Raw genomic sequence first — 24556 nt, 5'->3', positions numbered from 1 at the left:
ACATTTTTCCCAAAATAGATTATTTATCTATTGAGCTTATAAACTTTATTGTTAATGGGTACTAAAACATCTCCGTTTTCTCTGGGGCAAACTTAGCCCACTCTGTGGTTTTAAGCTACAAGAAGATTCTGTTTTCTTGTGTAAAACTTTGTCTCTTTTGTGGTTAAACCTTAAAATTATTTATCTTAGCATTCGTGGAAAAGGTTAAAGTTTTAGCGCAGTACATGCCCGAGCCAGCGGCACCGCTAATTGCAAAGTGGATAGATTATTTTCAGTGTGAATTTAAAATTGCCAAAACCCGTTCTACAAAACTAGGCGATTACCGTCATCCTTATCAAGGTAAAGGCCATCGCATTTCGGTGAATTTTAACCTCAACCATTACGCTTTTCTGGTTACTACCGTACATGAGTTTGCCCATTTACTCACCTGGAACGATTTCAAGAATAAAGTAAAACCACATGGCTCAGAGTGGAAGAAGAATTTCCAGCGCATGATGGTTCCTTTTTTTGACATGAATATCTTTCCTGATGATATCCATAGAGCGATTGATAACTATATGTCTAACCCGGCGGCTTCAAGTTGTTCCGATCTGCATTTATCGCGTGCTTTAAAAAAATACGATAGCAATAAAACCGAGACTTTACATTTAGAACAATTGCCCATTAATACCACTTTTAAAATCAAAGATGGCCGGCGCTTTACCAAAGGCGAAAGAATCAGGAAACGGTATCGTTGTATTTGTTTGGATGATAAACGATTGTATTTGTTTAACCCTTTAGCCGAGGTTCTTGTGGTGGAATAAGATTAGCTGATATTAAACTAATTGATTAACTTTAAGTTATGGAAAAGATTTTTGACCGTATATACATTGATGCAAATATTTGTAGTGGTAAGCCAATTATAAGAGGTAAAAGAATTACTGTGCAAACGATAATGGAATTTTTAGCAGCAGGTGAGACTTCGGAGGAAATCTTGAAGCAATACCCATCTTTGGAAGCTGAGGATATTACTGCTTGTATGCTATATGCAACTGAATTAATGAACCATAGTTTTATAATTAAGCAAGCTGTAGCTTAATGCAAAAAGTTTTTCTTATTGATGTAAATTTGCCAAGATTCTTTTCTTTGTGGAATTCTGAAGAATATGTCCATCAATATGAGCTTGGCGATGAATGGTCGGATACCGAAATCTGGAAATATGCTCAATTAGAAAACTTAACCATCATTACTAAAGACAGTGATTTTTCCTCACGTATTTTGCTACACAATCCTCCCCCAAAAGTTATTCATATTAAGTTAGGAAACATGAAAATGAACCGGTTTCATGATGTTCTTACTAACCTTTGGCCTCAGATAATTGAACTTAACAAAGATTTTAAATTGATTAACGTCTTTATTGATCGGATTGAGGGGGTAAAATAATTTAAACAAACTTAAACTCATCCCCATCAAATAAGCCCTTATCACTCAATTTTAAGTGAGGGATCACCAATAAAGCCATAAAAGAAAGCGTCATGAAAGGTGCAAGTAGGGTAGAACCCAGGTCCTTTGCAAACTGATCTATGGAGGTATAACTTTTTGCAACCTCGTAGCCATTATGATTGCTCATCAAGCCTGCTACCGGTAAGGCCAGAACTTCTTTTTTCCCATTGCCCAATGCCACTACACCACCAGTTGCTGCAATTACCAGATTTACGGCTTCGCAGATACTTTTATCATCGGCACCAAGGGCAATAATGTTATGACTATCATGGGCAACACTTGATGCAATGGCACCCTGTTTTAAGCCAAAGTTTTTTACAAAGGATATTGCAATAGGTGCATCGTGATAACGGTTTACCACTACCATTTTCAAGACATCGTTTTCCAGATCACTAATGATATTTTGATTTAAAACTTTTGGTTTGGCCGATAACCTGTTGGTAATCAATTGCCCGTCTAATGCTTCAATAACAGGGATTTCTTTTTGTCCGGTAAATGGATATGTAAAATCTTCTACCTTTTTCAAACTGCAGTCGAAGTGGTTTACCGACTCGCGATCCTCGACATGTTTTACCCAATTACCTATTGTTTTTCCATTTTCGGCAAGCAATAACCCATTGATATAGGTTTGTTTTACCTTGAAGTTTTTTAAATCTTCAAGTACAATAAAATCAGCATCATCATTGATCTGGAGTGAACCAACATCCAATTTATAGTGTAGGATAGGGTTAATGCAGGCTGCTTTAAGGATATGGAATATGTCGATTCCTTTTTCTACTGCCCTTGCGCAAAGCTGATTAATATGATTTTCAACTAAACTATCAGGATGTTTATCATCGCTGCAGAACATCATCATTTCTGGCCAGTCGTTCAGCAGATCGATCAGTGCTTCGAAATTTTTGGCGGCGCTTCCTTCGCGGATCAGGATTTTCATGCCACGTTGCAATTTATCCAGTGCCTCTTCTGCAGTAAAACATTCGTGATCGGTAGAAATTCCGGCATTAATGTATTGTTGAACCGCATCACCGCGTAAGCCTGGGGCATGTCCGTCAACAGGTTTTCCCAACTGGTGCGCAGCGGCAATCTTTTTTAAAACTTCTTCATCTTTATAAAGCACACCTGGGAAATTCATCATTTCGCTGAGGTATTTTATTTCCGGACGTTCTAAAAGTGCCTTTACATCATCGTGATTTAATTCAGCGCCAGCCGTTTCGAAAACCGTAGCCGGAACGCAGCTTGGCGCCCCAAAATTAAATTTAAAAGGAACGGTATTGCCATTTTCAATCATAAATTCCACACCTTCCATCCCACAAACATTGGCAATTTCGTGCGGATCGCTAATGGTTGATACTATTCCATGAACAACCGCCAACCGCGCAAATTCACTTGGAATTAACATGCTGCTTTCGATATGCACATGGCTATCGATAAAGCCTGGGGAGATAAAATGCGCTCCTTCTTTCTGTTCAGAAATTTTGGTGATTGATTTTATTTTTCCATCTTCAACGGCTACTTCGCCAAAGAAAATATTCCGCTTGGTGATGTTGATGATATTCCCTTCGACTTTGAAATTGCCCATATATTCTTTATGTTTAACTGGTTAATTGTATAAATTGGTTAACTGTAGATTTACCTTAGCAATTAACCGATTTGAACAGTTTATACAATTAACCTTCTCAATATTTCAATAATTTATCAATCGTTTCGGCTAGTCTTGCTTTAGCTAGAAAATCTTCTTCTAATATTTTACTCATTGGAATGGCGGTATCTAAGCTCGCACAGCGCATTACAGGAGCATCCAGATAAGCGAAACAGTGTTCGCCAATCCAGGCAGATAGCTCGGCCCCAAAACCATTTGTTAAGGTATCCTCATGCAAAATTAAAACCCTTCCGGTTGCTTTAACTGCTGCGCTTACAGTTTCCTTATCCCAGGGCTGTAATGTACGTAGGTCAATTAATGTAGCACCACTTTCCGGATATTGCTCCATATAATCTAAAGCCCAGTGTACGCCCAGTCCGTAAGTAATAATCGTGAATTTATCTCCTTCAGCAAGCCTAACGGCTTTACCAATTTCTGTCGTATAATAACCATCAGGAACAGGAGCGCTTAAACTTCTGTAAAGGTATTTATGCTCAAAGTAGAGCACTGGATTTGGATCTTCGATTGCAGCAAGCAGTAAACCTTTCGCATCTTCGGGGAAAGCTGGATAAACGATTTTCAACCCTGGTGTTTTGGTAAACCAGGCTTCATTGCTTTGTGAGTGGAATGGACCAGCACCTGTTCCGGCACCTGTAGGCATACGCACCACCACATCAGCTTTTTCGCCCCAGCGGTAATGTGTTTTGGCCAGGTTATTCACAATCTGATTAAAGCCTACAGTTACAAAATCGGCGAATTGCATTTCTACAACTGCTTTATAACCATTTATAGACAGGCCTAAACCTGCACCGACAATGGCCGATTCGCAAATTGGGGTATTGCGCACTCTGCCTCTGCCATATTTGGCTGTAAAACCATCTGTAATTTTAAAAGCCCCACCATAATCAGCAATGTCTTGTCCCATTAAAACCAGATTAGGATACTTTTGCATGGCCAGGTCCAGTCCATCTGTTATCGCATCCAGGTATCTTTTTTCAGTTGAAGATTCATCGGGCTGAATAACCTGCTGCCTGTATGGGAAATACATATCGGTCTCTTCCTGATCAGCATTAGCTATCGGCTCATCCTCGTTAAAAGCTTCTTCAATTTCCAGCTCTATATCTCTTTTTACTTGGATTTTGATGTCGATAACGGTATCCGGTGTTAAAACACCCTGCTCAATTAAATACGCTTCATAATTATTCAACGGATCCTTCTTTTCCCATTCATCAAATAATTCTTGCGGAACATATTTAGTACCTGATGCTTCTTCATGTCCACGCATTCGAAAAGTAAGGCATTCTACCAAAACCGGCCTTGGATCTTTTCTGATTTCCATAGCCAGTTGGTTGATGGTATCGTAAACTTCTAAAATATTATTCCCGTCGATCTGTATGCCCTCTACGCCATAACCAATGGCTTTATCCACCAGGTTTTTGCATCTGAACTGCTCTGATTTTGGAGTGGAAAGGCCGTATCCGTTATTCTCAATTAGAAAAATAACGGGAAGATTCCAAACTGCGGCAACATTTACCGCCTCATGAAAATCGCCTTCGCTGGTTGCGCCTTCTCCGGTATAAACCAAAGTAGCGTGGGGCTGGTTGCGTAAAACATCCGCCAGCGCGATGCCATCGGCTAAGGCCATCTGCGGACCCAGGTGGGATATCATCCCGATGATTTTATATTCTTGCGTACCGAAATGAAAGGAGCGGTCGCGGCCTTTGCTAAAACCGGTAATTTTGCCTTGCCATTGAGCCATTAATTTTTTTAAAGGAATATCACGTGAAGTGAAAACACCCAAATTGCGGTGCATGGGTAAAATGTACTCATCACTTTGCATGGCTAAAGTGCTGCCCACTGCAATGGCTTCCTGGCCAATGCCCGAAAACCATTTACCAATTCTGCCCTGACGCAAAAGCTTGAGCATTTTATCTTCAACCATCCGAGGGTAAAGTAATCTTCTGTATAAGTTCAGTAAGAACTTGTCGTCTTTATCACCTCTTTTAAATTGCATATCTGGTTATTTTGACTAATGAGCCTTAACTTAAGATTCCTTACTTTTTTTCATTTCTTCCCATTGTTTAGCAAAAGATTTATCGGCAACTTTAGGCATCTCCCGGTATTTACCCCAGCTCTTCTTGAAGAACCTTTTGAGCATAAAGTTTTTAAACTTCCCACCAAAGAAATCCATCCATTTGCGTTTTTGCATCATTCTGCTGAACATGCTCCAGCCAATTTCCTCCTTTTTGCCATTTTCGTGCCCTGCAGCAGCATCTCTACGGTTAAGTAAGAGCATTTTATGAATATCGATTTTTACCGGGCATACTTCCGAGCATTTGCCACAAAGGCTGGATGCATAGCTTAAATGTTTAAACTCCTCCATACCCTTTAAATGCGGGGTGATAACCGAACCGATTGGCCCACTATAGGTTGTATTATAAGTATGGCCACCAATATTTTTATAAACCGGACAAGCATTTAAACATGCACCACAACGAATACAGTATAAGCCTTGGCGCTGGTCTTTTTGGGCTAATAAATTGGTACGCCCATTATCCAGTAAAATCACATACATTTCTTCCGGCCCATCGGTTTCATTGGGCTGGCGAGGACCACTTAAAATGGTGTTGTAAACCGTTAAGTTTTGCCCGGTGCCGTGCGATGCCAGTAAAGGCCAGAACAGATCCAGGTCGGCAATAGAAGGAATTACCTTTTCGATGCCTACTATCGCAATATGGATTTTAGGAAATGTGGTGCTTAAACGTGCATTGCCTTCATTTTCGGTTAAGGCAATACTTCCCGTATCAGCAATTAAAAAATTCCCGCCGCTAATACCGATATCGGCATTCAGGTATTTATCGCGGAGTAATTCTCTTGCTTTTTGTACCAGCTGCGGAGGCGTAGCATCGATAGGTGTGCCAAATTTATCGTGAAACAATTGGGCGATATCTGTTGCACTCAGGTGCATGGCCGGGGTAACAATATGATATGGCGCCTGACCAAGCAATTGAACAATGTACTCGCCCAGATCACTTTCTAAAGATTCGATGTTGTTCTTTTCCAGAAAATCGTTTAAGTGGATTTCCTCGGTAGTCATCGATTTTGATTTGATAACCGTTTTACCGTTGTTTCTTTTGATGATATTGAGGATTTCCTGCTGAGCTTCTTCGGCATCATTTGCCCAGATTACCTTACCGCCACGCCGTTGGAAATTTGATTCGAACTCTGGCAGGAATTTATCGAGGTTTTCCATTACACGCCATTTAATTACGTGTGCCTTTTTTTTAGATGCCTCTAAATTTTCGAATTTTGATAAACCGCGTTCAACAGCTGCATTATATTTACCAATATTATAATTTATGGTTTTACGATGCGGTAGATCGAAAGCTTTCTCGTCAGATTTCTCTAAAAATTCCTCGGCAATATTCATCAATAGTTATTTTGTAATAGGGTAACGAATATTAACTGATTTTAGTTTTTAACCATTTCGTTATCACATCAAAGATAGGAAACCATGTCGATTTTATTTTAGAAAAGTAATACAACGAAAATTGTTATTTTTTGAATAGACTATTCCCAGATAATTCTGGTGGTATATTTTTTAGCTATTTCATCACTGGAAATAAGGTCTAAACCTAATTCCATACTCGTCGCGATAATAATCCTGTCAAATGGATCGCGATGTAGGAACGGCAAAGCCTTAAGTATCTTTAATGTTCCGTAATCTATAGGAAGAATGGTAATATTACTTGCGTAGCAAGAATTGATAAGTTCGTCTAATGAATATTCTAATTGTAGCTTGCCCAGAGACTGTTTTATTGTGATTTCCCATAAACTAACTATGCTTAAATAGATTTGGGTAGTTGAATCTTCTAAGATTTTCCTTGCCGTTTTAGATAATGCAATATTGTCATCCAACATCCAAAGCAAAACATGGGTATCAAGCAAATACTTTTTCACTACATATAATCTTTGAAATCATCCAATGGTGCATTGAAATCATCACTCATTTTCATTTTTCCTTTCAGTAGGCCAAGTTTCCTTTTGGTTTTTTCTTCATCTTTTTTCTTTACTTTCTTTTGTAAAATAAAATCAATGAAGTCTTCTACCTCTTGCTGATAGGCAACAGGGATCATTTTAATTTTTTCTAAAATATGCAACTGATCCATAACTCGGTTTTATCAAAAATAACATTTTAATCTTGAAATAGAAAGCTACATCATTAAGCATAAAAAAGTCCCGATGTTAGATCGGGACTTAAATTTAGAATTATTATTTCTTTGGATTACCTTTTCCATCCATATCTACTGCGGGACGTTTAGCTCTGTTGGCTAATTCCCATGCGGTAAAGTAAGTTAATTTTGCTCTTTTCGCCAGAAGCGGGAAGTTGATTTTACTTACTTCATCACCAGGTTTGTGGTAATCTTGTTGCAACATTCCATCGTAATAGAAGATGATCGGAATGCCTAATTTCGCGAAGTTGTAATGATCTGAACGGTAATAAATTTGCTCAGGATCTTTTGGATCATCGTATTTATAATCCAGTTTCATTTTGGTATAGGTTGCGTTAACCTGCTCGCTGATGTTGGCTAAATCGCTGCTCAACATTTTCGAACCTACCGAATAAATGTAGTTTGCTGAATCTGCTTTGCCTAAATATTCTTCACCTGTACGGCCAATCATATCGGTATTTAAATCAGCAATAGTATTTTCGACAGGGAAAACCGGATGCTCCGAATACCATTCAGAGCCCCAAAGACCTTTTTCTTCACCAACAACCGTCATGAAAAGGATGCTGCGTTTAGAACCTTTTCCAGCTTTTTTAGCATCTGTAAATGCTTTTGCCATTAATAAAACGCCGGTAGTTCCTGATCCATCATCATCCGCTCCGTTGTTTACTTTATCTTTAGCATTCGGATCTGTTTCTAGTCCAATGTGGTCGTAATGGCCGGTTAAGATCAATACTTCTTTTTTAAGTACCGGATCAGAACCTTCTAAATAACCCAGTACGTTTTCACATCTAACTGGTGTTTCTGTTTTGGCTGCACTAGCAGAGAAAGGTACATTCAATACCTGTGAGGCAGGAGCCTGGCTATCTACTATTTTCTTTTGTAGGTCTGCAACGGTAGTATTCGATGCCTTTAACAATTCGTTGGCTAAAGCAACCGATATCGAGATTCGTGGAATGTCGTTTTGCTTTTGCGCTTCGATAGCGGCATTGGTTTTCACCATTACCTTACCATTTTTAAGGGTTTGTTTCGTGTTTTCGGTTATTCTATCCACTGCCGGATCGATCAGAATAATGGCTTTAACATTGTTTTCTGCAAAATATTTTGCCCTTGCCTCAAGTGTTGCACGGTAAGCTGCTCTATCAATTCTTGTACCCGGTTTTATGGTTGGGTCTCCACCATTGAACATGATAACCACTTTCCCTTTAATATCGGTGCCTGAAAAATCGTTATAGTTGTCTTTTTTTAAACCATAACCAATAAATACAAGTTCGTTGGCCGAGAAAGTAAAACCTTGATCGCTGATTAAGCTGGGTGATACTAAATAATCTTTCTGGTATTCTTTAGGCTGACCATTTACTGTTACCTGACTTTCTTTCAATGTAACGTTAACCAAATCAATTTTTTGGAAATAACTGCCATTTACTGGTGCTTTTAAACCCAAAGATTTGAAATAATCGCGGATATAATCAGCAGCCATCCAGGCGCCTTTTGTTCCCGTTTCACGGCCTTCGTATTCATCTGAAGCCAGTACTGAAAGATGTTTGTATGCATTTTCAGGACTAATGGCCTTACTGAATTTTATAGCATCCTTATTCGGTATAAGGGGCTTTACCTGGCTAAAGCAACTTGCGGTAACAAGCGATACCAGGCCAAGGGTTAAAAATTTTTTGTTCATTATGATAATAGTTAGTTAAGTTTCTGGTTAACACGAAATTTTTTCAACCCTGTTCTGGTGACGGCCGCCCTCAAATTCAGTGCTTAAAAAAGTTGTGGTAATCTCTTTGGCTTGTTCTGCTGAAACAAATCTTGCCGGGATACATAAAATGTTTGCGTTATTGTGCTTACGCACTAATGAAGCAACTTCATTTTCCCAGCATAAACCTGCCCTGATCTGCTGATGTTTGTTAGCCGTAATGGCTACACCGTTGGCTGATCCACAAAGTAAAATTCCGTAAGTAAATTCTCCGTTTTCTACTGCAGAGGCCACCGGATGGGCAAAATCCGGATAATCAACAGAATTCTCTGAGTATGTACCAAAATCTTTTACTTCGTAATCCTGTAAAAAATCTTTTAATATTTCTTTGTATTCAAACCCGGCGTGATCCGCTCCAATAGCAATTTTAATTTTTGTATCAGACATTGTCAAATTTATAGAGAATTATAAAATCTATTCGTAATGTTTTTGTTAGTTAGCATAGAAAGCAGCATCAGCCTTTTTCTTCTTTTTTTCTATATAGGCCGAAACAAAAATACTCAGCTCATAAAGTAAGAACAATGGCGTAGCTACAATCAGCATCGTCATAATATCAGGTGTTGGCGTAACGATAGCAGCAATAATCAGAATAATTACCGCGGCATATCTTCTGCTTGATCTCATCAGCTTTGGTGTCATCAACCCAAGTTTCGACAAAACGAAAATAATAACCGGAAGTTCGAAGATAATCCCTGTACCTAAAGTTAAAGTGGCAACAGATGATAGATAGGAATCTACTGTGAATGTATTTTTGATTTCGGCACTTACCGTATAACCCGTTAAAAAGTTAACTGACAATGGGCATACCACAAAGTATCCGAAAAAGATACCAACAATGAAAAGTACCGATGCGAAGAATACAAAACCACTGGCCGATTTGCGTTCATTTTCGTGTAAGGCTGGTTTAATAAAACGCCAGATTTCCCATAATAAATAAGGAAAACCAACCACAATACCGCACATTACACAAACATTAAGCTGGAGGTTAAATTGTCCAGCCATCTCGGTATTAATAATTTCACCATTAATTTTGGTGATACACATATCCTTACCCAATGATGGAAAATGCTCCACCAGTTTACACATCATGCGGTAGGTCCAGAAATCTGGTTTTTTAGGTCCGAAGATTATTTTATCCAGAATTTCTTCATTGAAGTAAAAAGCGATACCCGTAAAAACGGCAATGGCAATTACGGCTCTGATTAAATGTTTACGGAGAACATCCAGGTGATCGAAAAAAGACATTTCTGCCTCTAAGGTGGTGCTCTTTTGCCCGATAGCTTTTGTAAGTGAAGTTTTTTTAGTGTCGCTCATGTTGAAAACAAAAATACCATTCTATTTGAATAGAATGGTATTTACGTGTTAAATATAGAAATAGTTTATATTATTATGAGAAATGACTGCAAAAATTGAACCCAGCTATGGCAGTAGTTTTAAAGTTGGTCTTTAATTAAGCTGAGTTGCCTTAATTTTGCCGCATCGTTATAATTAAATTGATATACGCCATCTTCTCCTGTAACGATTAAGGATTTAGGACCAGCAATCACATCAAAACTTTTAATAGTACTTAAATGCTGCAACATGTTGTCGCCAATTTTGGTTTTATCGGTAATATTAAAGCTCTTTATTCCATAGTTACCTTCGCATAGAAATAAATAATTACCACTGGTGCTTAGGCCATGAGGATTTTGCATAGGGTAAACCGCAATCTGTTTAGGCTTGGTGGGATCTTCTATATCTACCACTTCCAATTGATTGCTGGCCTGCCTGCACGTATTGCCTGTACGTAAAGTAACGTAAGCATATTTTCCTTGAACAACCACGGGATCGCAGGCAAAAACATGGCTATAGGTAGAGAGTTGAACAGGATTGGCCGGATCGGTAGCACTAAAAATATGCATACCTCTATTGGTGCCTATAAATAATTTATTTTCGTAAGGAAAAATGGTTTCGACACCCCAACCTAAATTAATTACCTTCAGAAAAGTTGGATTTGATGCTGTTTTAACGTCAAATAAACTTAAATTATTGATACCAACAGTATATAAATAATCATCCATCAAGGTAAACCTGGCCATCGATCCCCCTTGACCGGAAGAGCTACTGCTGTTAGCGACCACGTCATTATAATATACTTTACTTGTCTCTTTCTTTACCAACGTGTCTTTATAGATGTAAATATACTTTTGAGCGCCGGTGGTACCCAATTGATTGAAAACATCAGTTACTCGCTTAACTTGTTTGATATTGCCCATGTTGGAGAGATCAAAAGCGAGCAAATCAATAAAATTGTCGGCATAAAGGATATTGTTACGGATTGCTAAATCTACATTTCCTGGAATTTTTAGAAAGCCCATATTTACAGGAGCACTCGGATTAGCATTGTTGTAGATATGAATACCTTCGTTGGGCTCATTAATGAAAAGATAATCGTTGTAAATGTATATTTTTCCGGTTCTTTTGGCAGGAATAGCTTTGGTCATCCCTACAGGCAATGCCCTCATTTGCTGAACAGAAATCATTTTTGCGATCTGTATCATTTCATACTCGTCTTTTTTGCATCCTGTAAATACAGCGAAAACAAGTAGGAGGAGTAACGCGTTAATTAGATTTTTTTTCATATTTGGAGTGTTTTGTTATTAAACGTAGCGAATTAATTAAACGCTACAGCATTGGCGTTAAATATTAATTATCAGGCGTTTATCCGGCAATAGTTGAAATCTAAAGCAATAAAAAAGGCTATCCAAATGATTTGAATAGCCTCCTTGTATGATTAAGTATAGAAATACTTTTATTATTCTGAAAATTCGAACGTTTCCATGAATTTCGTAGTGAAATTTCCTGCTCTGAAGTTTGGATCTTTCATCAACTGCAGGTGGAAAGGAATGGTTGTTTTCACCCCTTCAATTACAAATTCGCCTAAAGCACGCTCCATTGTACAGATTGCCTCTTCGCGCGTTTGTGCAACGCAGATTAATTTAGCAATCATCGAATCGTAGTTAGAAGGAATTGAATAGCCAGCATAAACGTGTGTATCAACACGAACACCATGGCCACCCGGAGAGTGGAAATTGGTGATTTTACCTGGTGAAGGACGGAAGTTGTTTGCTGGATCTTCGGCGTTGATACGGCACTCAATCGCGTGCATATCAGGGAAGTAGTTTTTACCCGAAATCGGAATTCCGGCAGCAACTTTAATCTGTTCTTTAATTAAATCGAAGTTAATCACTTCTTCAGTAACCGGGTGCTCTACCTGAATACGGGTATTCATTTCCATGAAGTAGAAGTTACGGTGTTTATCAACCAAAAACTCGATTGTACCAGCACCTTCGTAATTTACGGCCATTGCACCTTTAATAGCGGCTTCGCCCATTCTTACGCGAAGTTCATCGGTCATGAAAGGAGAAGGAGATTCTTCTACCAATTTCTGGTGACGGCGTTGGATTGAACAATCGCGTTCTGATAAGTGACAGGCTTTACCAAACTGATCTCCGATAATCTGGATTTCGATGTGGCGTGGATCTTCAATGTATTTCTCTAAATATAAACCATCGTTACCAAAGGCGGCACCAGATTCCTGACGGGCACTATCCCATGCATTTTCGAAATCTTCGTCTTTCCAAACCACACGCATCCCACGGCCACCACCACCGGCAGTTGCTTTTAGGATCACCGGATAGCCCATTTCATTTGCAATTGCAATACCTTCTTTAACGCTGGTAAGCAAACCTTCTGATCCTGGAATGGTTGGTACACCGGCAATTTTCATGGTTTCTTTTGCAGAGGCTTTATCGCCCATGCCATTGATCTGCTCTGGTGTTGCACCAATAAATTTGATGTTGTACTCGCGGCAAATGTTAGAAAATTTAGCATTTTCTGATAAGAAACCATAACCTGGGTGTATGGCATCGGCGTTAGTTAATTCTGCAGCCGAGATAATATTTGGAATATTTAAATAAGAATCTTTACTAGGAGGGGGGCCAATACAAACAGCCTCATCAGCAAAACGTACGTGTAAACTTTCGCGATCTGCGGTAGAGTAAACAGCAACCGTTTTGATGCCCATTTCCTTACAGGTACGGATAATACGCAAAGCGATTTCACCCCTGTTGGCAATTAGTATTTTTTTAAACATAATTTTTTACGTTTCGTCTCTGTTTTAAAATAATCGTCATGCTGAATTTATTTCAGCATCCATTTAAAAAGAAGACCCTGAAATAAATTCAGGGTGACGTCAATCTTTAAATAGGTTCTACTAAAAATAACGGTTGATCGTATTCTACTGGTGAAGCATTATCAACCAAGATTTTAACGATACGACCAGAAATTTCACTTTCGATTTCGTTAAAAAGTTTCATTGCCTCGATAATACAAACTACTTTACCTGTGCTAATTTCGTCGCCAACATTAACAAACATTGGTTTGTCTGGGCTAGCCGAACGGTAGAAAGTACCGATCATCGGAGATTTGATGGTTAAGTATTTTGAAGTGTCTTCTGCAGCTGGTACAGCAGGTGTAGCTGCAACCGGAGCAGTAGGAGCTGTAGCAACAGGGGCAGCAGCCTGTACAAGCGGAGCCTGTGGTACGGTAGCATGCACAACTGTTGGTGCTTGGTTTGTTTTGATCGTGATTTTGAAGTTTTCCTGCTCAATAGCAACTTCATTTACTCCAGAACGAGAAACAAATTTAATCAGTTCCTGTATTTGTTTGATATCCATTTTTTAGGCTAGTTATGTAAAAAATAGTGTTTATTGAATTAACTAAGTTATACTTTTTTTGTTTTATTTTTTTATTGCTGAAGGCCATTAATCGGACTCCGGACTAAGGACTTCTGACTAGTTAGTGTCGTAAGCCCATTTAAGGTATACCGAACCCCAGGTAAAACCACCACCGAATGCAGCCAAAACGATGTTATCGCCTTTTTTCAGTCTGCTTTCCCATTCCCATAAACATAAAGGAATTGTGCCGTTGGTTGTATTTCCGTAACGTTCGATGTTGATCATTACTTTATCGGTAGTAACGCCCATGCGGTTGGCAGTAGCATCGATAATGCGTTTGTTCGCCTGGTGAGGTACTAACCATGCCACATCATCAGCAGTTAAGCTGTTGCGTTCCATAATTTCGGCAGCAACATCGGCCATATTGGTTACCGCAAATTTAAATACTGTTGGGCCTTCCTGGTGTGCAAAATGTAATCTGGCATCAACAGTTTCGTGTGTTGCCGGCATAACCGAACCACCTGCTTTCATGCCTAAGAAATCTCTTCCTGCACCATCTGTTCTCAGGATAGAATCCTGAATACCAAAACCCTCTTCATTTGGCTCTAATAAAGCACAACCACAACCATCACCAAAAATGATACAGGTTGTACGGTCTTCGTAGTTGATGATTGACGACATTTTATCGCCACCAACCACTAAAACTTTCTTATGTCTTCCCGATTCGATGAACGATGCACCTGTAGAAAGCCCGAAAATAAAGCCAGAACAAGCGGCCTGTAAATCGTAACCCCAGGCATTGGTAGCACCGATTTTATCAGCTAAAACGTTTGCTGTTGCAGGGAAAGTAAAATCAGGAGTAGTGGTGCAAAAGATAATCAGTTCAATTTCTTTTGCATCAATTCCTCTCTTTTTAAGTAAACCGTTTACAGCGTGAACAGCCATATCGGAAGTACCTAAACCTTCTCCCTTTAAAATTCTACGTTCTTTAATTCCCGTTCTGCTGGTAATCCATTCATCCGAAGTGTCAACAATGGTTTCTAACTCTGCGTTTGTAAGCACATAGTCGGGAACGTAACCATTTACTGCTGTAATAGCAGCGTGAATTTTACTCATTTTAAGAATTTTAATAAATTATTTAAATGCCATTCTAATTTTTTCTACTAATCCTGTGGTGATCATTTCCCTGGATTGCAGAACCATATTTTTAACAGCTAACGGACTAGAAATTCCATGTCCGATAACAACGGGAGCGTTAACACCTAAAACCGGACTTCCACCGTATTGTTCATAATTAAAACGATCGAAGAATTCATCTTTAAGTCCCTTTTTAATGGTCAGTACATAAAACGATTCTGCTAATTTTAGCATTACATTTCCGGTAAAACCATCACATACAATTACATCGGCTTTATCGTTAAATAAATCTCTTCCTTCCACATTACCAACAAAGTTGAAGAGGTTGGTGTCTTTCATTAACGGAAAAGTAGCCATGCTTAACATGTTTCCTTTCTCATCTTCTTCGCCAATATTCATCAGGGCTACTTTCGGATCGTTTATCTGCAAAAGATTTTCTGCATATAAACTGCCTAAAACGCCAAATTGTAATAAAATATCGGGTTTGCAGTCGGCATTTGCACCTACATCTAACAGTAAGCCCGTGCCGCCTTTAATTTTCGGAAGAATGGTACATAAACAAGGGCGGATAATGCCCGGGATGGTTTTAACGCTAAAAACTGCGCCAACCAACATGGCTCCAGAGTTACCAGCACTTGCGAAAGAATCGATTTTACCTTCTTTTAAAAGGTTAAAACCAACTGCTATGCTCGAATTTGGTTTCTGAACGATTGCTTTGGTGGGATGTTCGCCCATACCAATTACTTCATCAGTATGAACGTATTCAAAATGATCTGGATTAAAACCTTCTTCTGCAAGAATGGGTTTAATCTGTTCGGTATCGCCAATAAGAACTAAATGCTCTCCAGCGTTAAGCGATTGATGAGCAGCTATTGCTCCCAAAACAATTGCTTTGGGAGCATAGTCTCCGCCCATTATGTCGAGGCCTATTTTCATAGAAAAAATCTGTTTGTGTTAAGTCAGGTGTAATCCTGAATTTTTCAGTTGACTAAGGTATGACTAAAGCCGCTGAAAACACAAACAATTTTTTAAGAAAATTACCCTATCTGAGTATTTTCGATAACCAGTTTGCCGTTGTAGTATAAGTTACCATCAACGTTGTAAGCACGGTGAGGTACGTGAATAGCACCTGTTGCCGAGCATGTTGCTAAAGAAGGAGTAACAGCTTTATAGTGTGTTCTTCTTTTATTTTTTCTCTGTTTCGAGATTTTCCGTTTTGGATGTGCCATTGGTGTATAATCTAATTATTTTTTTAACTTATTAAGGGCTTCCCAACGTGGGTCGCTTGTTTGTTCATTTTCTTCAGCCTGCTTCTCGATCGATAATTGATTTAAACGATCAATCATTTCCTGATCACAATCTTTATCTGCCTGCTCGCAGTTTTTGATATAAGGTACCGCTACGTTAATCATCTCGTATAAAGGACCAGATATATCAATCTCGGTATCTTTACGGCTTAGCGAAATAATTTCTTCGTCGTCACTCTCCAGTTCATCTTCAGCAAACTTTACAATCTGCCTTTCATAAAGATTTACCGGTAACGAAAACTCAGATAAACATTTATCGCAATCTAAATTTACGGTACCAATAACTTTGAATTTTAGAAGCAACATGGTCTCTTGTTTCTCAAGTTCCAGGTCTACTTTTAAATTTCCGCTTTTAATTAACGAATACTCAAATGCATTAAAAAAGCGGTCATCAAGCTCATAATCAAACTGATGAGTTCCCAATTTTAATCCGGTAAACGGTAATGAAAATTGTTTTAGTGGGTTCAAAGTACTGTAAAATTTTAGCCTGCAAATGTAGGGATAAAATAATTAGATTAAAAATGTTTTTTAAAAATTGTTGATGTTAATCGAACAGGTTTTCAGAATGTTAATTGAAATACTGTAAGACCTTACAGGTTTCAGAAACCTGTAAGGTCTGTAAGAAGGCTAATCTGCCAAAATCATTTCTTTGTTATTCCTGCTCCATTCGCTCCACGAGCCAACATAAAGTTTAGGAATTGGTAAGCCTGCATAATCCATTGCTAATAGCGTGTGGCAGGCGGTAATGCCCGAGCCGCAGTGTACAATTACATTTTCGGGTTTAACATGTGCCAGGGCTTCAGCATATTTTTCTTTCAATATTTCGGGAGCGAGGAAAGCACCTGAAGCATCTAAATTTTCGGTATAGGGAATATTTGCCGCACCTGGGATATGGCCTGCAATTAAATCGATCGGTTCAGTAAGGCCTGCAAAACGGTTGGCATCGCGCACATCAATCACGATGTGATCGTCGGTTTTGGCTACTTTTTCAACTTCGTTGATATCTGATAGTGGCAGGTTCCAGGCTGTGATTTCATATTGCTCAACAGATTTTGGGATTTCTATTTTATCAGTTGTTGGGAAGCCCGCTTTAACGGCTGCCTGAAAGCCTCCGTCAATTACCTGTACCTTTTTATGGCCGATAGCTTTAAGCATCCACCAGAGCCTTGCAGCTGCGTTACCACCGTTTTTATCATCGTAAACAATCACATGGCTGTTTTTGGTAATGCCGAGCCGCTGTAAAACAGCTGAAAATTGCCCGAAAGTAGGTAAAGGATGTCTTCCGCCCACCGCAAAATCTACGATGTTAGCTAAATCGTTATTTACATCGGCAAAGAGGGCGCCGGCCAGGTGTTGTTCGTCGTATCTGGCTTTTGACCCGGCACTTGCATCGATAATTACGATTTCATCGTCTTGGTTTAACCAGGTTAATTCTGCTGGTTTTATGATAGGTGATTGTGAATTCATTTTGATTTTTTTCCTTTTAATATCTTTTTTATCTGATCTTCTTCTGATTGGTTAGACAGCATGGTTCTGCTACACTGATCCGTCCAATAGGTATTGATGTCTTTTGATTTTCGCTCAAATTTGCTTGACATAAATGTCGTGTCGTGGTTGGTTGCATATACAATATATTCGTCGCCGATTTGAAAGTTAAAGTCACAACTTGCGCTCATTTTCGGAGTGATCATTGTGATAGTGTCTGAGGAAATTTTTCCTTTGTAAAGCTTGTTTATTTTGATTTTCACCACTGCCATTAAAATCCTATGAGCCATTACATAATGAATATTTGTGGTATCGCTGGTTTTTATTGTGCTTATATCAGAAAGGTTATGTGTTAAAATTTTTGAAATAACTTTCCCCTTCATTACAATCTGCGCACCGTTAATAGCCTGCTTTGTTGTGATTTCATAGCATGTACAAGCAAATGCCTGTATATTGATTAGGCATAACAAAGCAATTATGAGTTGGAATTTCTTCATTTTACATCATTATGCTTTTTTAATAGTGCCACAATACCCAAAACTGGACCAATAGCCAAAACCATATAAAGATAATGGGAATTTATTTCTTTAGCTAACAGATTAATCGCCTGGATACTGACAATTGTGATGGCAAAACCGATACAATTTACCAGGGTTAACGAAGTTCCCCGAAGGTTTTCGGGTGCATGTTTGGCAATTAAAGAAGAGAACAATGGCGAATCTGCCGTGCCAGACAGACCCCAGCAAAATAAAAATATCATAAAAGGATAAACCGAACCGCTGAATAGAAAAACAGGAGAGAGCAAGCAGCATAGGCCAGATAGGCTTAAGGCAATGGTGGCAATCCGTTTTGCCCCAAATTTTTGGGAGAGCAAACCGCCAATCATGCAGGATAGGCCTCCTGATGCGATAATTAAGAAGGAAAACAGTGGGATATTTAGCGTAACATGAGGATGTGTAGTATTGAAAAGCAGCAACATGCCGGGTAAAAATGCCCAAAAGGTATAAAGTTCCCACATGTGCCCGAAATAACCGAAAGCAGCAGATCGAAAATGCGGATTTTTGAAGCCATTAAAACAAGAATGGAAATTAAATTTTTGCCCGACAGTTCTAAACGGACCATTGGGTACAAACAACAAGATCGCCAAAGCGCCAGTTGCAGATAAAGCAGATGTAGCAAAGATTACATATTGCCAGGCAAAATTTGCTGTAAATGTTTTTAACAAATGCGGAAATGCAGTGCCAAGTACCAATGCACCAACTAAAAAACCTAAGGATTTTCCCAGTCCATCTTTAAAGTAGTCGGATGCTATTTTCATACCAACGGGGTAGATTCCAGCCAACATAAAACCAGTTAAAAAGCGAAAAAGCAATAATAAGTGAACATTGGGTAATTCCACACAGATGCCCAGGTTAAATAACGCAGCTGCTATGCCGCAGATAAAGAACACTTTTGAAGGTGAAAAAATATCGGAAATGGCAAAAAAAGCGAAAACTAATGTTCCACTGATGAAGCCAAACTGCACCATGCTGGTCAGATTGGCCAGCAGATTGGTTTCGGTAGGGAAGTTTTTAACAATATCGGGTAATACCGCATTGCCTGCAAACCACAAAGAAGTACATAGAAACTGCGCAATAACAATTGTGGGGAGAATGTAACTAGGTTTTTTAGTGCCGCTCATTTTAAATTTGATGCACAATTTTAACTAAAATAAACCTGATAGAAGTGGAAATCCTTTTTTGTTGCAGTAATTTAACAGCACAGCCTGGCAATTACAAAAAAGATTGTAACGCATAGCAGGGCTTTCGGAACCGATGAAAAACAGGCCTTGCTTTGCAAAAAAAATTGACCACCTAAGACACCTTAATACACCTAAGTTTTCAATAAGTCAGGTGTCGGGTGTCCGAATTCGGAAGACAGGTGCGCGATTTGCAAACCTTCCACCTTTCTACCCTCAGCCTTCTACCTTAAGAAGCATCATCCTTAATGTCAAACTGTGTTTCAACCACTTTACCGCCTGTGCGTAATTGATTGCCCAACATTTCTTCTTGTTCTCTACGGTTTTTTACAATGTGGATAGCTGAGAATAAAGCTTCGGTAAATGAAGTCGAATCCGCTAAATCTTTACCTGCAATATCGTAACCTGTTCCGTGATCGGGAGAAGTACGAACGAAATTTAAACCAGCGGTATAGTTTACACCATTATGGAAAGCCAGTGTTTTAAAAGGAATTAAACCCTGATCGTGGTACATGGCCAAAACTGCATCAAACTGTTTGTAGCTGCCATTGCCAAAAAAGCCATCAGCCGGGTATGGACCAAAACAAACGATACCTTTATCGTAAGCTTCCTGAATAGCTGGTGTAATAATTTCTGCTTCTTCGGTGCCTAACAAGCCATTATCGCTGGCATGAGGATTTAAGCCCAGAACCGCAATTTTTGGTTTTTCGATCCAGAAGTCTTTTTTTAAACTTTCGTTAATCAGCTTTAATTTGCTGATAATTTTTTCTTTTGTGATTGAGGTCGGAACATCTTTCACCGGGATGTGACCAGTTACCACACCCACGCGTAAATTTTCGCTGATCAAAAACATCAGCACATCTTTACTGCCGCTTTTTTCCTGCAGGTATTCGGTATGGCCGGGAAAAGCAAAAGTTTCTGACTGAATGTTATGTTTATTGATCGGGGCCGTAACCAGCGCATCAATATCGCCATTTACCAGATCGGCTGTGGCACGCTCTAATGATAAGAGGGCATATTTTCCGCCGGTTGCCGTAACCTGACCCAATTCGATTTTTACATCTTCTTCCCAGCAATTAATCATGTTTGCCTTTTTTGGCTGTGCCTGGTTGGCATGGCTAACAACATTAAAACTAAAATCGCCCAGGTTATTTGCCTTTCTATGAAAAGATGAAACCTTGGTGTGGCCATAAACAATTGGAGTACAATAATTTAAAATGGCAGGATTGGATAATGTTTTAATGATTACCTCTAAACCTATACCGTTCACGTCGCCTATACTGATGCCAATTTTAAGTTTATTGCTCATAATTACTGGAAAATTTTAGCGCAAATTACTGATTTTCGTTTAAACCCTTTAAAAAAAATGAAACCGCAAAGTACGCAAAGTGATTTGCAAAGAAATAATAAGCCTATCTTTGCAAAGAATTTTAATTTTTAAAGCCCCTTCAGGGGTTTGGGGTATGAGTTTAGTAAAAGCGAAAAAACATTTAGGTCAACATTTTTTAACCGATAAAGGCATTGCCAACCGCATTGTGGAGGCTTTGGTGAATACCGATAAATATAAACAGGTTTTAGAGGTAGGGCCTGGAATGGGGATCTTATCTGATTTTTTGTTGCAACGTACAGACTTAGAAACTTATCTGATTGATATCGATACCGAATCTTTCCATTTTTTGAATGAAAAATACCCTCAGCTTGGCGACCGGTTGATTAATGGCGATTTTCTGAAACTCGATTTCGATGCTATTTTCCCAGGTCAGTTTGCCATTATCGGCAATTTTCCATACAACATCTCTTCTCAGATTTTATTTAAGATTTTAGATAACCGCAACAAGGTTGTAGAAATGGTTGGCATGTTCCAGAAAGAAGTTGCCCAACGTTGTGCGGCGCCTGCGGGTAACAAAGAGTACGGGATTTTAAGTGTGTTTCTTCAGGCTTATTATAAGATTGAGTATCTGTTTACGGTTAAACCGGGTACATTTAATCCACCGCCAAAAGTGCACTCGGCAGTGATCCGCTTGACCAGAAATGAAGTGGAGACTTTAGACTGCGATGAAAAATTATTCTGGCGGGTGGTTAAGGCTGGTTTTAACCAGCGGAGAAAAACTTTGCGTAATGCGGTTTCTGCGGTAATGCCTAAAGATAAAATGGACGATCATATTTATTTTGAGAAACGTGCAGAGCAGTTAACCGTTGCAGATTTTGTAGCCTTAACACAACATGTAACTAAGTTGATGGAAGCTTAGTGATGCAATCGTCACCCTGACCTGTAGCGCTGCGAAAAGCCACGCAGTAAACCGAGCTTTAAGCGGGCTCACCGAAGGTAATTTATTTCGAGATCTTTTTTAAACGCGAATGTTATAAATACGAAAAGCAGGTTTCTGTTCATTTCGGTTGCAGCGGTCCCGCTATCCGCTTCAAAGCCTTGGTTCGTTCCTCACCTTCGTGTTTTTCGCTCCTATCGGGTTTAATCAAAAATGGGACACTACAAAAATCAGCATTTATACGATCATAGAATTCTTTTTCTTGCCAGCTGAAACAGCTGTGTAATCCCAAAATCTGTGCAATTAATCGCCTGCGTTTTCTTGCAAATCCGTGATTATTTTCATTGAATTTCTCCTTTCCTTTGCGCTGTAATTTTAGGAAATCTTATGATAAATTATCGCGAAATTTTTGAGGAACAAGGCATAGACTATTTAACCTACCGCGCATTGATTGACCAACTTCTGTTAGAGGGAAAGGCTACTGGTGATGTAACTTACGATTTGCACTATACTAAAATGAATGTGCAAAGGATGAGTCGTGTGGATAAAACGATCAGCTTAACTGATGAGTTGATTTCAACCATTGATCACCTTAAGGGGAATTATAAATTTTTGGTGATTACTGAAGGGTGGTGTGGCGATGCTGCTCAGATTGTTCCGGTATTTAATAAAATCGCGACGGCCTCATTAGGTAAAATTGACCTGAAATTTGTGCTTAGAGATAAAAATCTGCCATTAATTGATGCGCATTTAACCAATGGAGGAAGAGCTATTCCGGTTTTAATTGTGTTAAATGAATCAACAGACCAAGTTTTAGGAACCTGGGGTCCAAGACCACAAATTTTGCAGGAGCTTTTAAAAGAGTGGAAAAAAGAAAGTACTGATATGCCAATTTTAGCCGAAAAACTTCATGGCTGGTACGCTAAAGATAAAACGCAGACTACACAGGCTGGATTAAATGAACTTTTGAAGGGCTTGGAAGGGTAATACCTGGCTGCGTTTTTTGTAGCTCGTCACCCTGAACCGAGCCTTGGCGAGCTCACCGCAGGTAATTTATTTCAGGGTCTATTTTGCAGGAAAGATGCTGAACCAAGTTCAGCATGACGATTCGCCGGAAAATAGCCTTAATCAACAGAAACCGTTAATCCTTCTTGCTGTAAAATTTTACGGTAAACTTCCATTTCGGTAAATGAGCCTTCCAAAACCGGGCATTTTCCATCATTATGCACTTTCCATGCAATTTTTTCGGCCTGCGATTCGTTATAATCCAGGTATTTCATCATACAATAAATCACATGATCGAAAGTATTGATATCATCATTCCACAAAATAAGGCGATGTACGGTTTTTAGGGAAGTTAAAATTTCTTCGAGCGTAAAGGTCTCTTCTTTGGTTTCTGTAGACATGGTGCAAAAATAACTATTTTTATGGAAGATGTAATAGTTTTAATGTAAGATGGAATAGGTAAAATGGATGAGGTGCAGTAACATAAGTCCATACAACATCTTACATCGTACATTTTACATATTCTTCCGTCCCTTTTAATACATTTGTTAACCAAATAATATACGAGTATGCACCAGTCTAAAATAGCCGGAATAGGTTACTACGTTCCGAAAAATGTATATACCAACGATGATCTAAGCCGTTTTATGGATACCAACGACGCCTGGATTCAGGAACGTACGGGTATTAAAGAACGTCGTTTTGCCGATCGCAATGAGGAAACCACTACCACCATGGGCATCGAGGCGGCCAAAATTGCTATAGAAAGAGCCGGGATTACCGCTAAAGATGTCGATTTTATTGTTTTTGCTACCTTGAGCCCCGATTATTATTTTCCGGGATGTGGTGTGCTGCTGCAGCGAGAAATGGGCATGGGCGAGATCGGTGCTTTGGACATCAGAAATCAATGTTCTGGTTTTGTATATGCACTTTCGGTGGCCGATCAGTTTGTAAAAACAGGCATGTATAAAAATGTGCTGGTAGTGGGGAGCGAGAAACATTCGTTTGCCATGGATTTTGAAACACGAAGCCGTAATGTATCGGTTATTTTTGGTGATGGTGCTGGTGCTGTGGTACTGCAACCTACAGACGAGCCGGGGAAAGGAATTTTAAGTACACATTTACACAGCGATGGTGCCGATGCCGAAATCCTGGCCATGTATTATCCAGGCGCTCATGCCAATAAATGGTTGAAAGATAAACCTGCCTATCCTGAGCAAGAATTAGGTGGGTTATTTATGACGCAGGAAATTTTAGACAGTGGCGCAGCTTTGCCATATATGGATGGTCCGTCGGTTTTCAAAAAAGCAGTGGTGAAATTTCCTGAAGTAATTAAAGAGGCCCTTGCGGCAAATAACCTAACGGAGAAAGATATTGATATGTTGGTGCCACATCAGGCCAATTTGCGTATCAGTCAGTATGTGCAACAGTTGTTAGGCCTAAATGATGATCAGGTTTTTAATAATATTCAAAAATATGGCAATACCACGGCTGCTTCTGTTCCGATAGCTTTATGTGAAGCCTGGGAAGCTGGCAAAATTAAAGATGGCGATCTGGTTTGCCTCGCGGCATTCGGTTCAGGCTTTACCTGGGCCAGTGCGCTGATTAGGTGGTAGTTTTAAGGTTTAGGGTTTAGGGTTTAGGGTTTAGGGTTTAGGGTTTAGGGTTTAGGGTTTAGGGTTTAGGGTTTAGGTAAAATAGTCAGGCAAGTTAGGATAAAATAAGTAATTGTCTCATCAATATAAATTCGTCATTTCGAGCGGAGTGCAACGAAGTCGAGAACCACGTAGTGC

General features: G+C 39.3%; 26 protein-coding genes. 6 read left to right on the top strand and 20 right to left on the bottom strand.

Features of this window, described 5'->3' with window-relative positions:
* Positions 1-224 precede the first annotated feature (224 nt).
* The 3 genes from CA265_18425 to CA265_18415 are packed head-to-tail and all read left to right on the top strand — an operon-like array spanning position 225 to position 1422.
* A complete protein-coding gene (locus CA265_18425) occupies positions 225-803 on the top strand; it encodes a sprT domain-containing protein (protein ID ARS43053.1) in 579 nt (192 codons plus the stop codon).
* A 38-nt stretch (positions 804-841) separates the two neighbouring features.
* Positions 842-1078, top strand: a complete 237-nt coding sequence (locus tag CA265_18420; protein ID ARS41521.1) for a hypothetical protein — start codon at positions 842-844, stop codon at positions 1076-1078.
* Entirely contained in the window at positions 1078-1422 is a 345-nt protein-coding gene (locus CA265_18415) for a hypothetical protein (protein ID ARS41520.1), read from the top strand. The genes CA265_18420 and CA265_18415 overlap by 1 nt, the downstream gene beginning before the upstream one ends.
* Position 1423: 1 nt before the next feature.
* Here CA265_18415 and CA265_18410 read toward each other — a convergent pair whose 3' ends face one another.
* From CA265_18410 to CA265_18320, 19 genes are all read right to left on the bottom strand, one after another.
* Complete coding sequence (locus CA265_18410) at positions 1424-3061, bottom strand: adenine deaminase (protein ARS41519.1); 1638 nt, start codon at positions 3059-3061, stop codon at positions 1424-1426.
* A gap of 97 nt (positions 3062-3158) precedes the next feature.
* The gene (locus tag CA265_18405) at positions 3159-5135 is read right to left on the bottom strand and encodes a dehydrogenase (protein ARS41518.1); all 1977 of its coding nucleotides are present in this window, start codon (positions 5133-5135) and stop codon (positions 3159-3161) included.
* A 30-nt stretch (positions 5136-5165) separates the two neighbouring features.
* Entirely contained in the window at positions 5166-6551 is a 1386-nt protein-coding gene (locus CA265_18400; protein ARS41517.1) for an iron-sulfur cluster-binding protein, read from the bottom strand.
* Between the two features lie 140 nt (positions 6552-6691).
* Entirely contained in the window at positions 6692-7042 is a 351-nt protein-coding gene (locus CA265_18395; protein ID ARS41516.1) for a hypothetical protein, read from the bottom strand.
* Between the two features lie 38 nt (positions 7043-7080).
* Positions 7081-7290, bottom strand: coding sequence for a hypothetical protein (locus tag CA265_18390; protein ARS41515.1), 210 nt, complete (start codon positions 7288-7290; stop codon positions 7081-7083).
* A gap of 103 nt (positions 7291-7393) precedes the next feature.
* Positions 7394-9028 (bottom strand): peptidase, encoded by a 1635-nt coding sequence (locus tag CA265_18385; protein ID ARS41514.1) that lies wholly within the window; start codon positions 9026-9028, stop codon positions 7394-7396.
* A 27-nt stretch (positions 9029-9055) separates the two neighbouring features.
* Positions 9056-9493: a ribose 5-phosphate isomerase B gene (locus tag CA265_18380; GenBank protein ID ARS41513.1), complete on the bottom strand. Its 438-nt coding sequence runs from the start codon at positions 9491-9493 to the stop codon at positions 9056-9058.
* A gap of 45 nt (positions 9494-9538) precedes the next feature.
* Positions 9539-10420 carry a twin-arginine translocase subunit TatC gene (locus CA265_18375; protein ID ARS41512.1) on the bottom strand — a complete coding sequence of 294 codons (882 nt, stop codon included), beginning with the start codon at positions 10418-10420 and terminating at the stop codon, positions 9539-9541.
* A 119-nt stretch (positions 10421-10539) separates the two neighbouring features.
* Entirely contained in the window at positions 10540-11727 is a 1188-nt protein-coding gene (locus CA265_18370) for a hypothetical protein (protein ID ARS41511.1), read from the bottom strand.
* A gap of 173 nt (positions 11728-11900) precedes the next feature.
* Positions 11901-13241 (bottom strand): acetyl-CoA carboxylase biotin carboxylase subunit, encoded by a 1341-nt coding sequence (locus CA265_18365; protein ID ARS41510.1) that lies wholly within the window; start codon positions 13239-13241, stop codon positions 11901-11903.
* 106 nt (positions 13242-13347) lie between these two features.
* The gene (locus tag CA265_18360; GenBank protein ARS41509.1) at positions 13348-13824 is read right to left on the bottom strand and encodes an acetyl-CoA carboxylase, biotin carboxyl carrier protein; all 477 of its coding nucleotides are present in this window, start codon (positions 13822-13824) and stop codon (positions 13348-13350) included.
* 117 nt (positions 13825-13941) lie between these two features.
* Positions 13942-14940 (bottom strand): 3-oxoacyl-ACP synthase, encoded by a 999-nt coding sequence (locus CA265_18355; protein ID ARS41508.1) that lies wholly within the window; start codon positions 14938-14940, stop codon positions 13942-13944.
* 18 nt (positions 14941-14958) lie between these two features.
* Positions 14959-15897, bottom strand: a complete 939-nt coding sequence (locus CA265_18350; GenBank protein ARS41507.1) for a phosphate acyltransferase PlsX — start codon at positions 15895-15897, stop codon at positions 14959-14961.
* Between the two features lie 101 nt (positions 15898-15998).
* The gene (locus tag CA265_18345; GenBank protein ID ARS41506.1) at positions 15999-16190 is read right to left on the bottom strand and encodes a 50S ribosomal protein L32; all 192 of its coding nucleotides are present in this window, start codon (positions 16188-16190) and stop codon (positions 15999-16001) included.
* 15 nt (positions 16191-16205) lie between these two features.
* The gene (locus CA265_18340; GenBank protein ARS41505.1) at positions 16206-16736 is read right to left on the bottom strand and encodes a hypothetical protein; all 531 of its coding nucleotides are present in this window, start codon (positions 16734-16736) and stop codon (positions 16206-16208) included.
* 159 nt (positions 16737-16895) lie between these two features.
* Positions 16896-17735: a sulfurtransferase gene (locus tag CA265_18335; GenBank protein ID ARS41504.1), complete on the bottom strand. Its 840-nt coding sequence runs from the start codon at positions 17733-17735 to the stop codon at positions 16896-16898.
* Positions 17732-18250 carry a hypothetical protein gene (locus CA265_18330; GenBank protein ARS41503.1) on the bottom strand — a complete coding sequence of 173 codons (519 nt, stop codon included), beginning with the start codon at positions 18248-18250 and terminating at the stop codon, positions 17732-17734. The genes CA265_18335 and CA265_18330 overlap by 4 nt, the downstream gene beginning before the upstream one ends.
* On the bottom strand, positions 18247-19434 hold the full coding sequence (locus CA265_18325) for an MFS transporter (protein ID ARS41502.1): 1188 nt from the start codon (positions 19432-19434) through the stop codon (positions 18247-18249). The genes CA265_18330 and CA265_18325 overlap by 4 nt, the downstream gene beginning before the upstream one ends.
* Positions 19435-19720: 286 nt before the next feature.
* The gene (locus tag CA265_18320; protein ID ARS41501.1) at positions 19721-20800 is read right to left on the bottom strand and encodes a 4-hydroxythreonine-4-phosphate dehydrogenase PdxA; all 1080 of its coding nucleotides are present in this window, start codon (positions 20798-20800) and stop codon (positions 19721-19723) included.
* A gap of 154 nt (positions 20801-20954) precedes the next feature.
* Between CA265_18320 and CA265_18315 the strand changes: the two genes are divergently transcribed.
* Both CA265_18315 and CA265_18310 read left to right on the top strand, forming a co-directional pair.
* Positions 20955-21740, top strand: coding sequence for a 16S rRNA (adenine(1518)-N(6)/adenine(1519)-N(6))-dimethyltransferase (locus CA265_18315; GenBank protein ID ARS43052.1), 786 nt, complete (start codon positions 20955-20957; stop codon positions 21738-21740).
* Positions 21741-22145: 405 nt separating this feature from the next.
* On the top strand, positions 22146-22745 hold the full coding sequence (locus CA265_18310) for a thioredoxin family protein (GenBank protein ID ARS41500.1): 600 nt from the start codon (positions 22146-22148) through the stop codon (positions 22743-22745).
* 137 nt (positions 22746-22882) lie between these two features.
* On the opposite strand, the gene CA265_18305 is transcribed toward CA265_18310, so the two are convergent.
* On the bottom strand, positions 22883-23164 hold the full coding sequence (locus tag CA265_18305) for a Clp protease ClpS (protein ID ARS41499.1): 282 nt from the start codon (positions 23162-23164) through the stop codon (positions 22883-22885).
* 168 nt (positions 23165-23332) lie between these two features.
* Between CA265_18305 and CA265_18300 the strand changes: the two genes are divergently transcribed.
* Positions 23333-24379 carry a 3-oxoacyl-ACP synthase gene (locus CA265_18300; GenBank protein ID ARS41498.1) on the top strand — a complete coding sequence of 349 codons (1047 nt, stop codon included), beginning with the start codon at positions 23333-23335 and terminating at the stop codon, positions 24377-24379.
* The last annotated feature ends 177 nt before the right edge of the window (positions 24380-24556 follow it).

This window comes from Sphingobacteriaceae bacterium GW460-11-11-14-LB5, from assembly GCA_002151545.1.
Classification (GTDB): domain Bacteria; phylum Bacteroidota; class Bacteroidia; order Sphingobacteriales; family Sphingobacteriaceae; genus Pedobacter.
The sequence above is the reverse complement of the archived record's forward strand: the minus strand, read 5'-3'. Positions and strand labels throughout refer to the sequence as shown.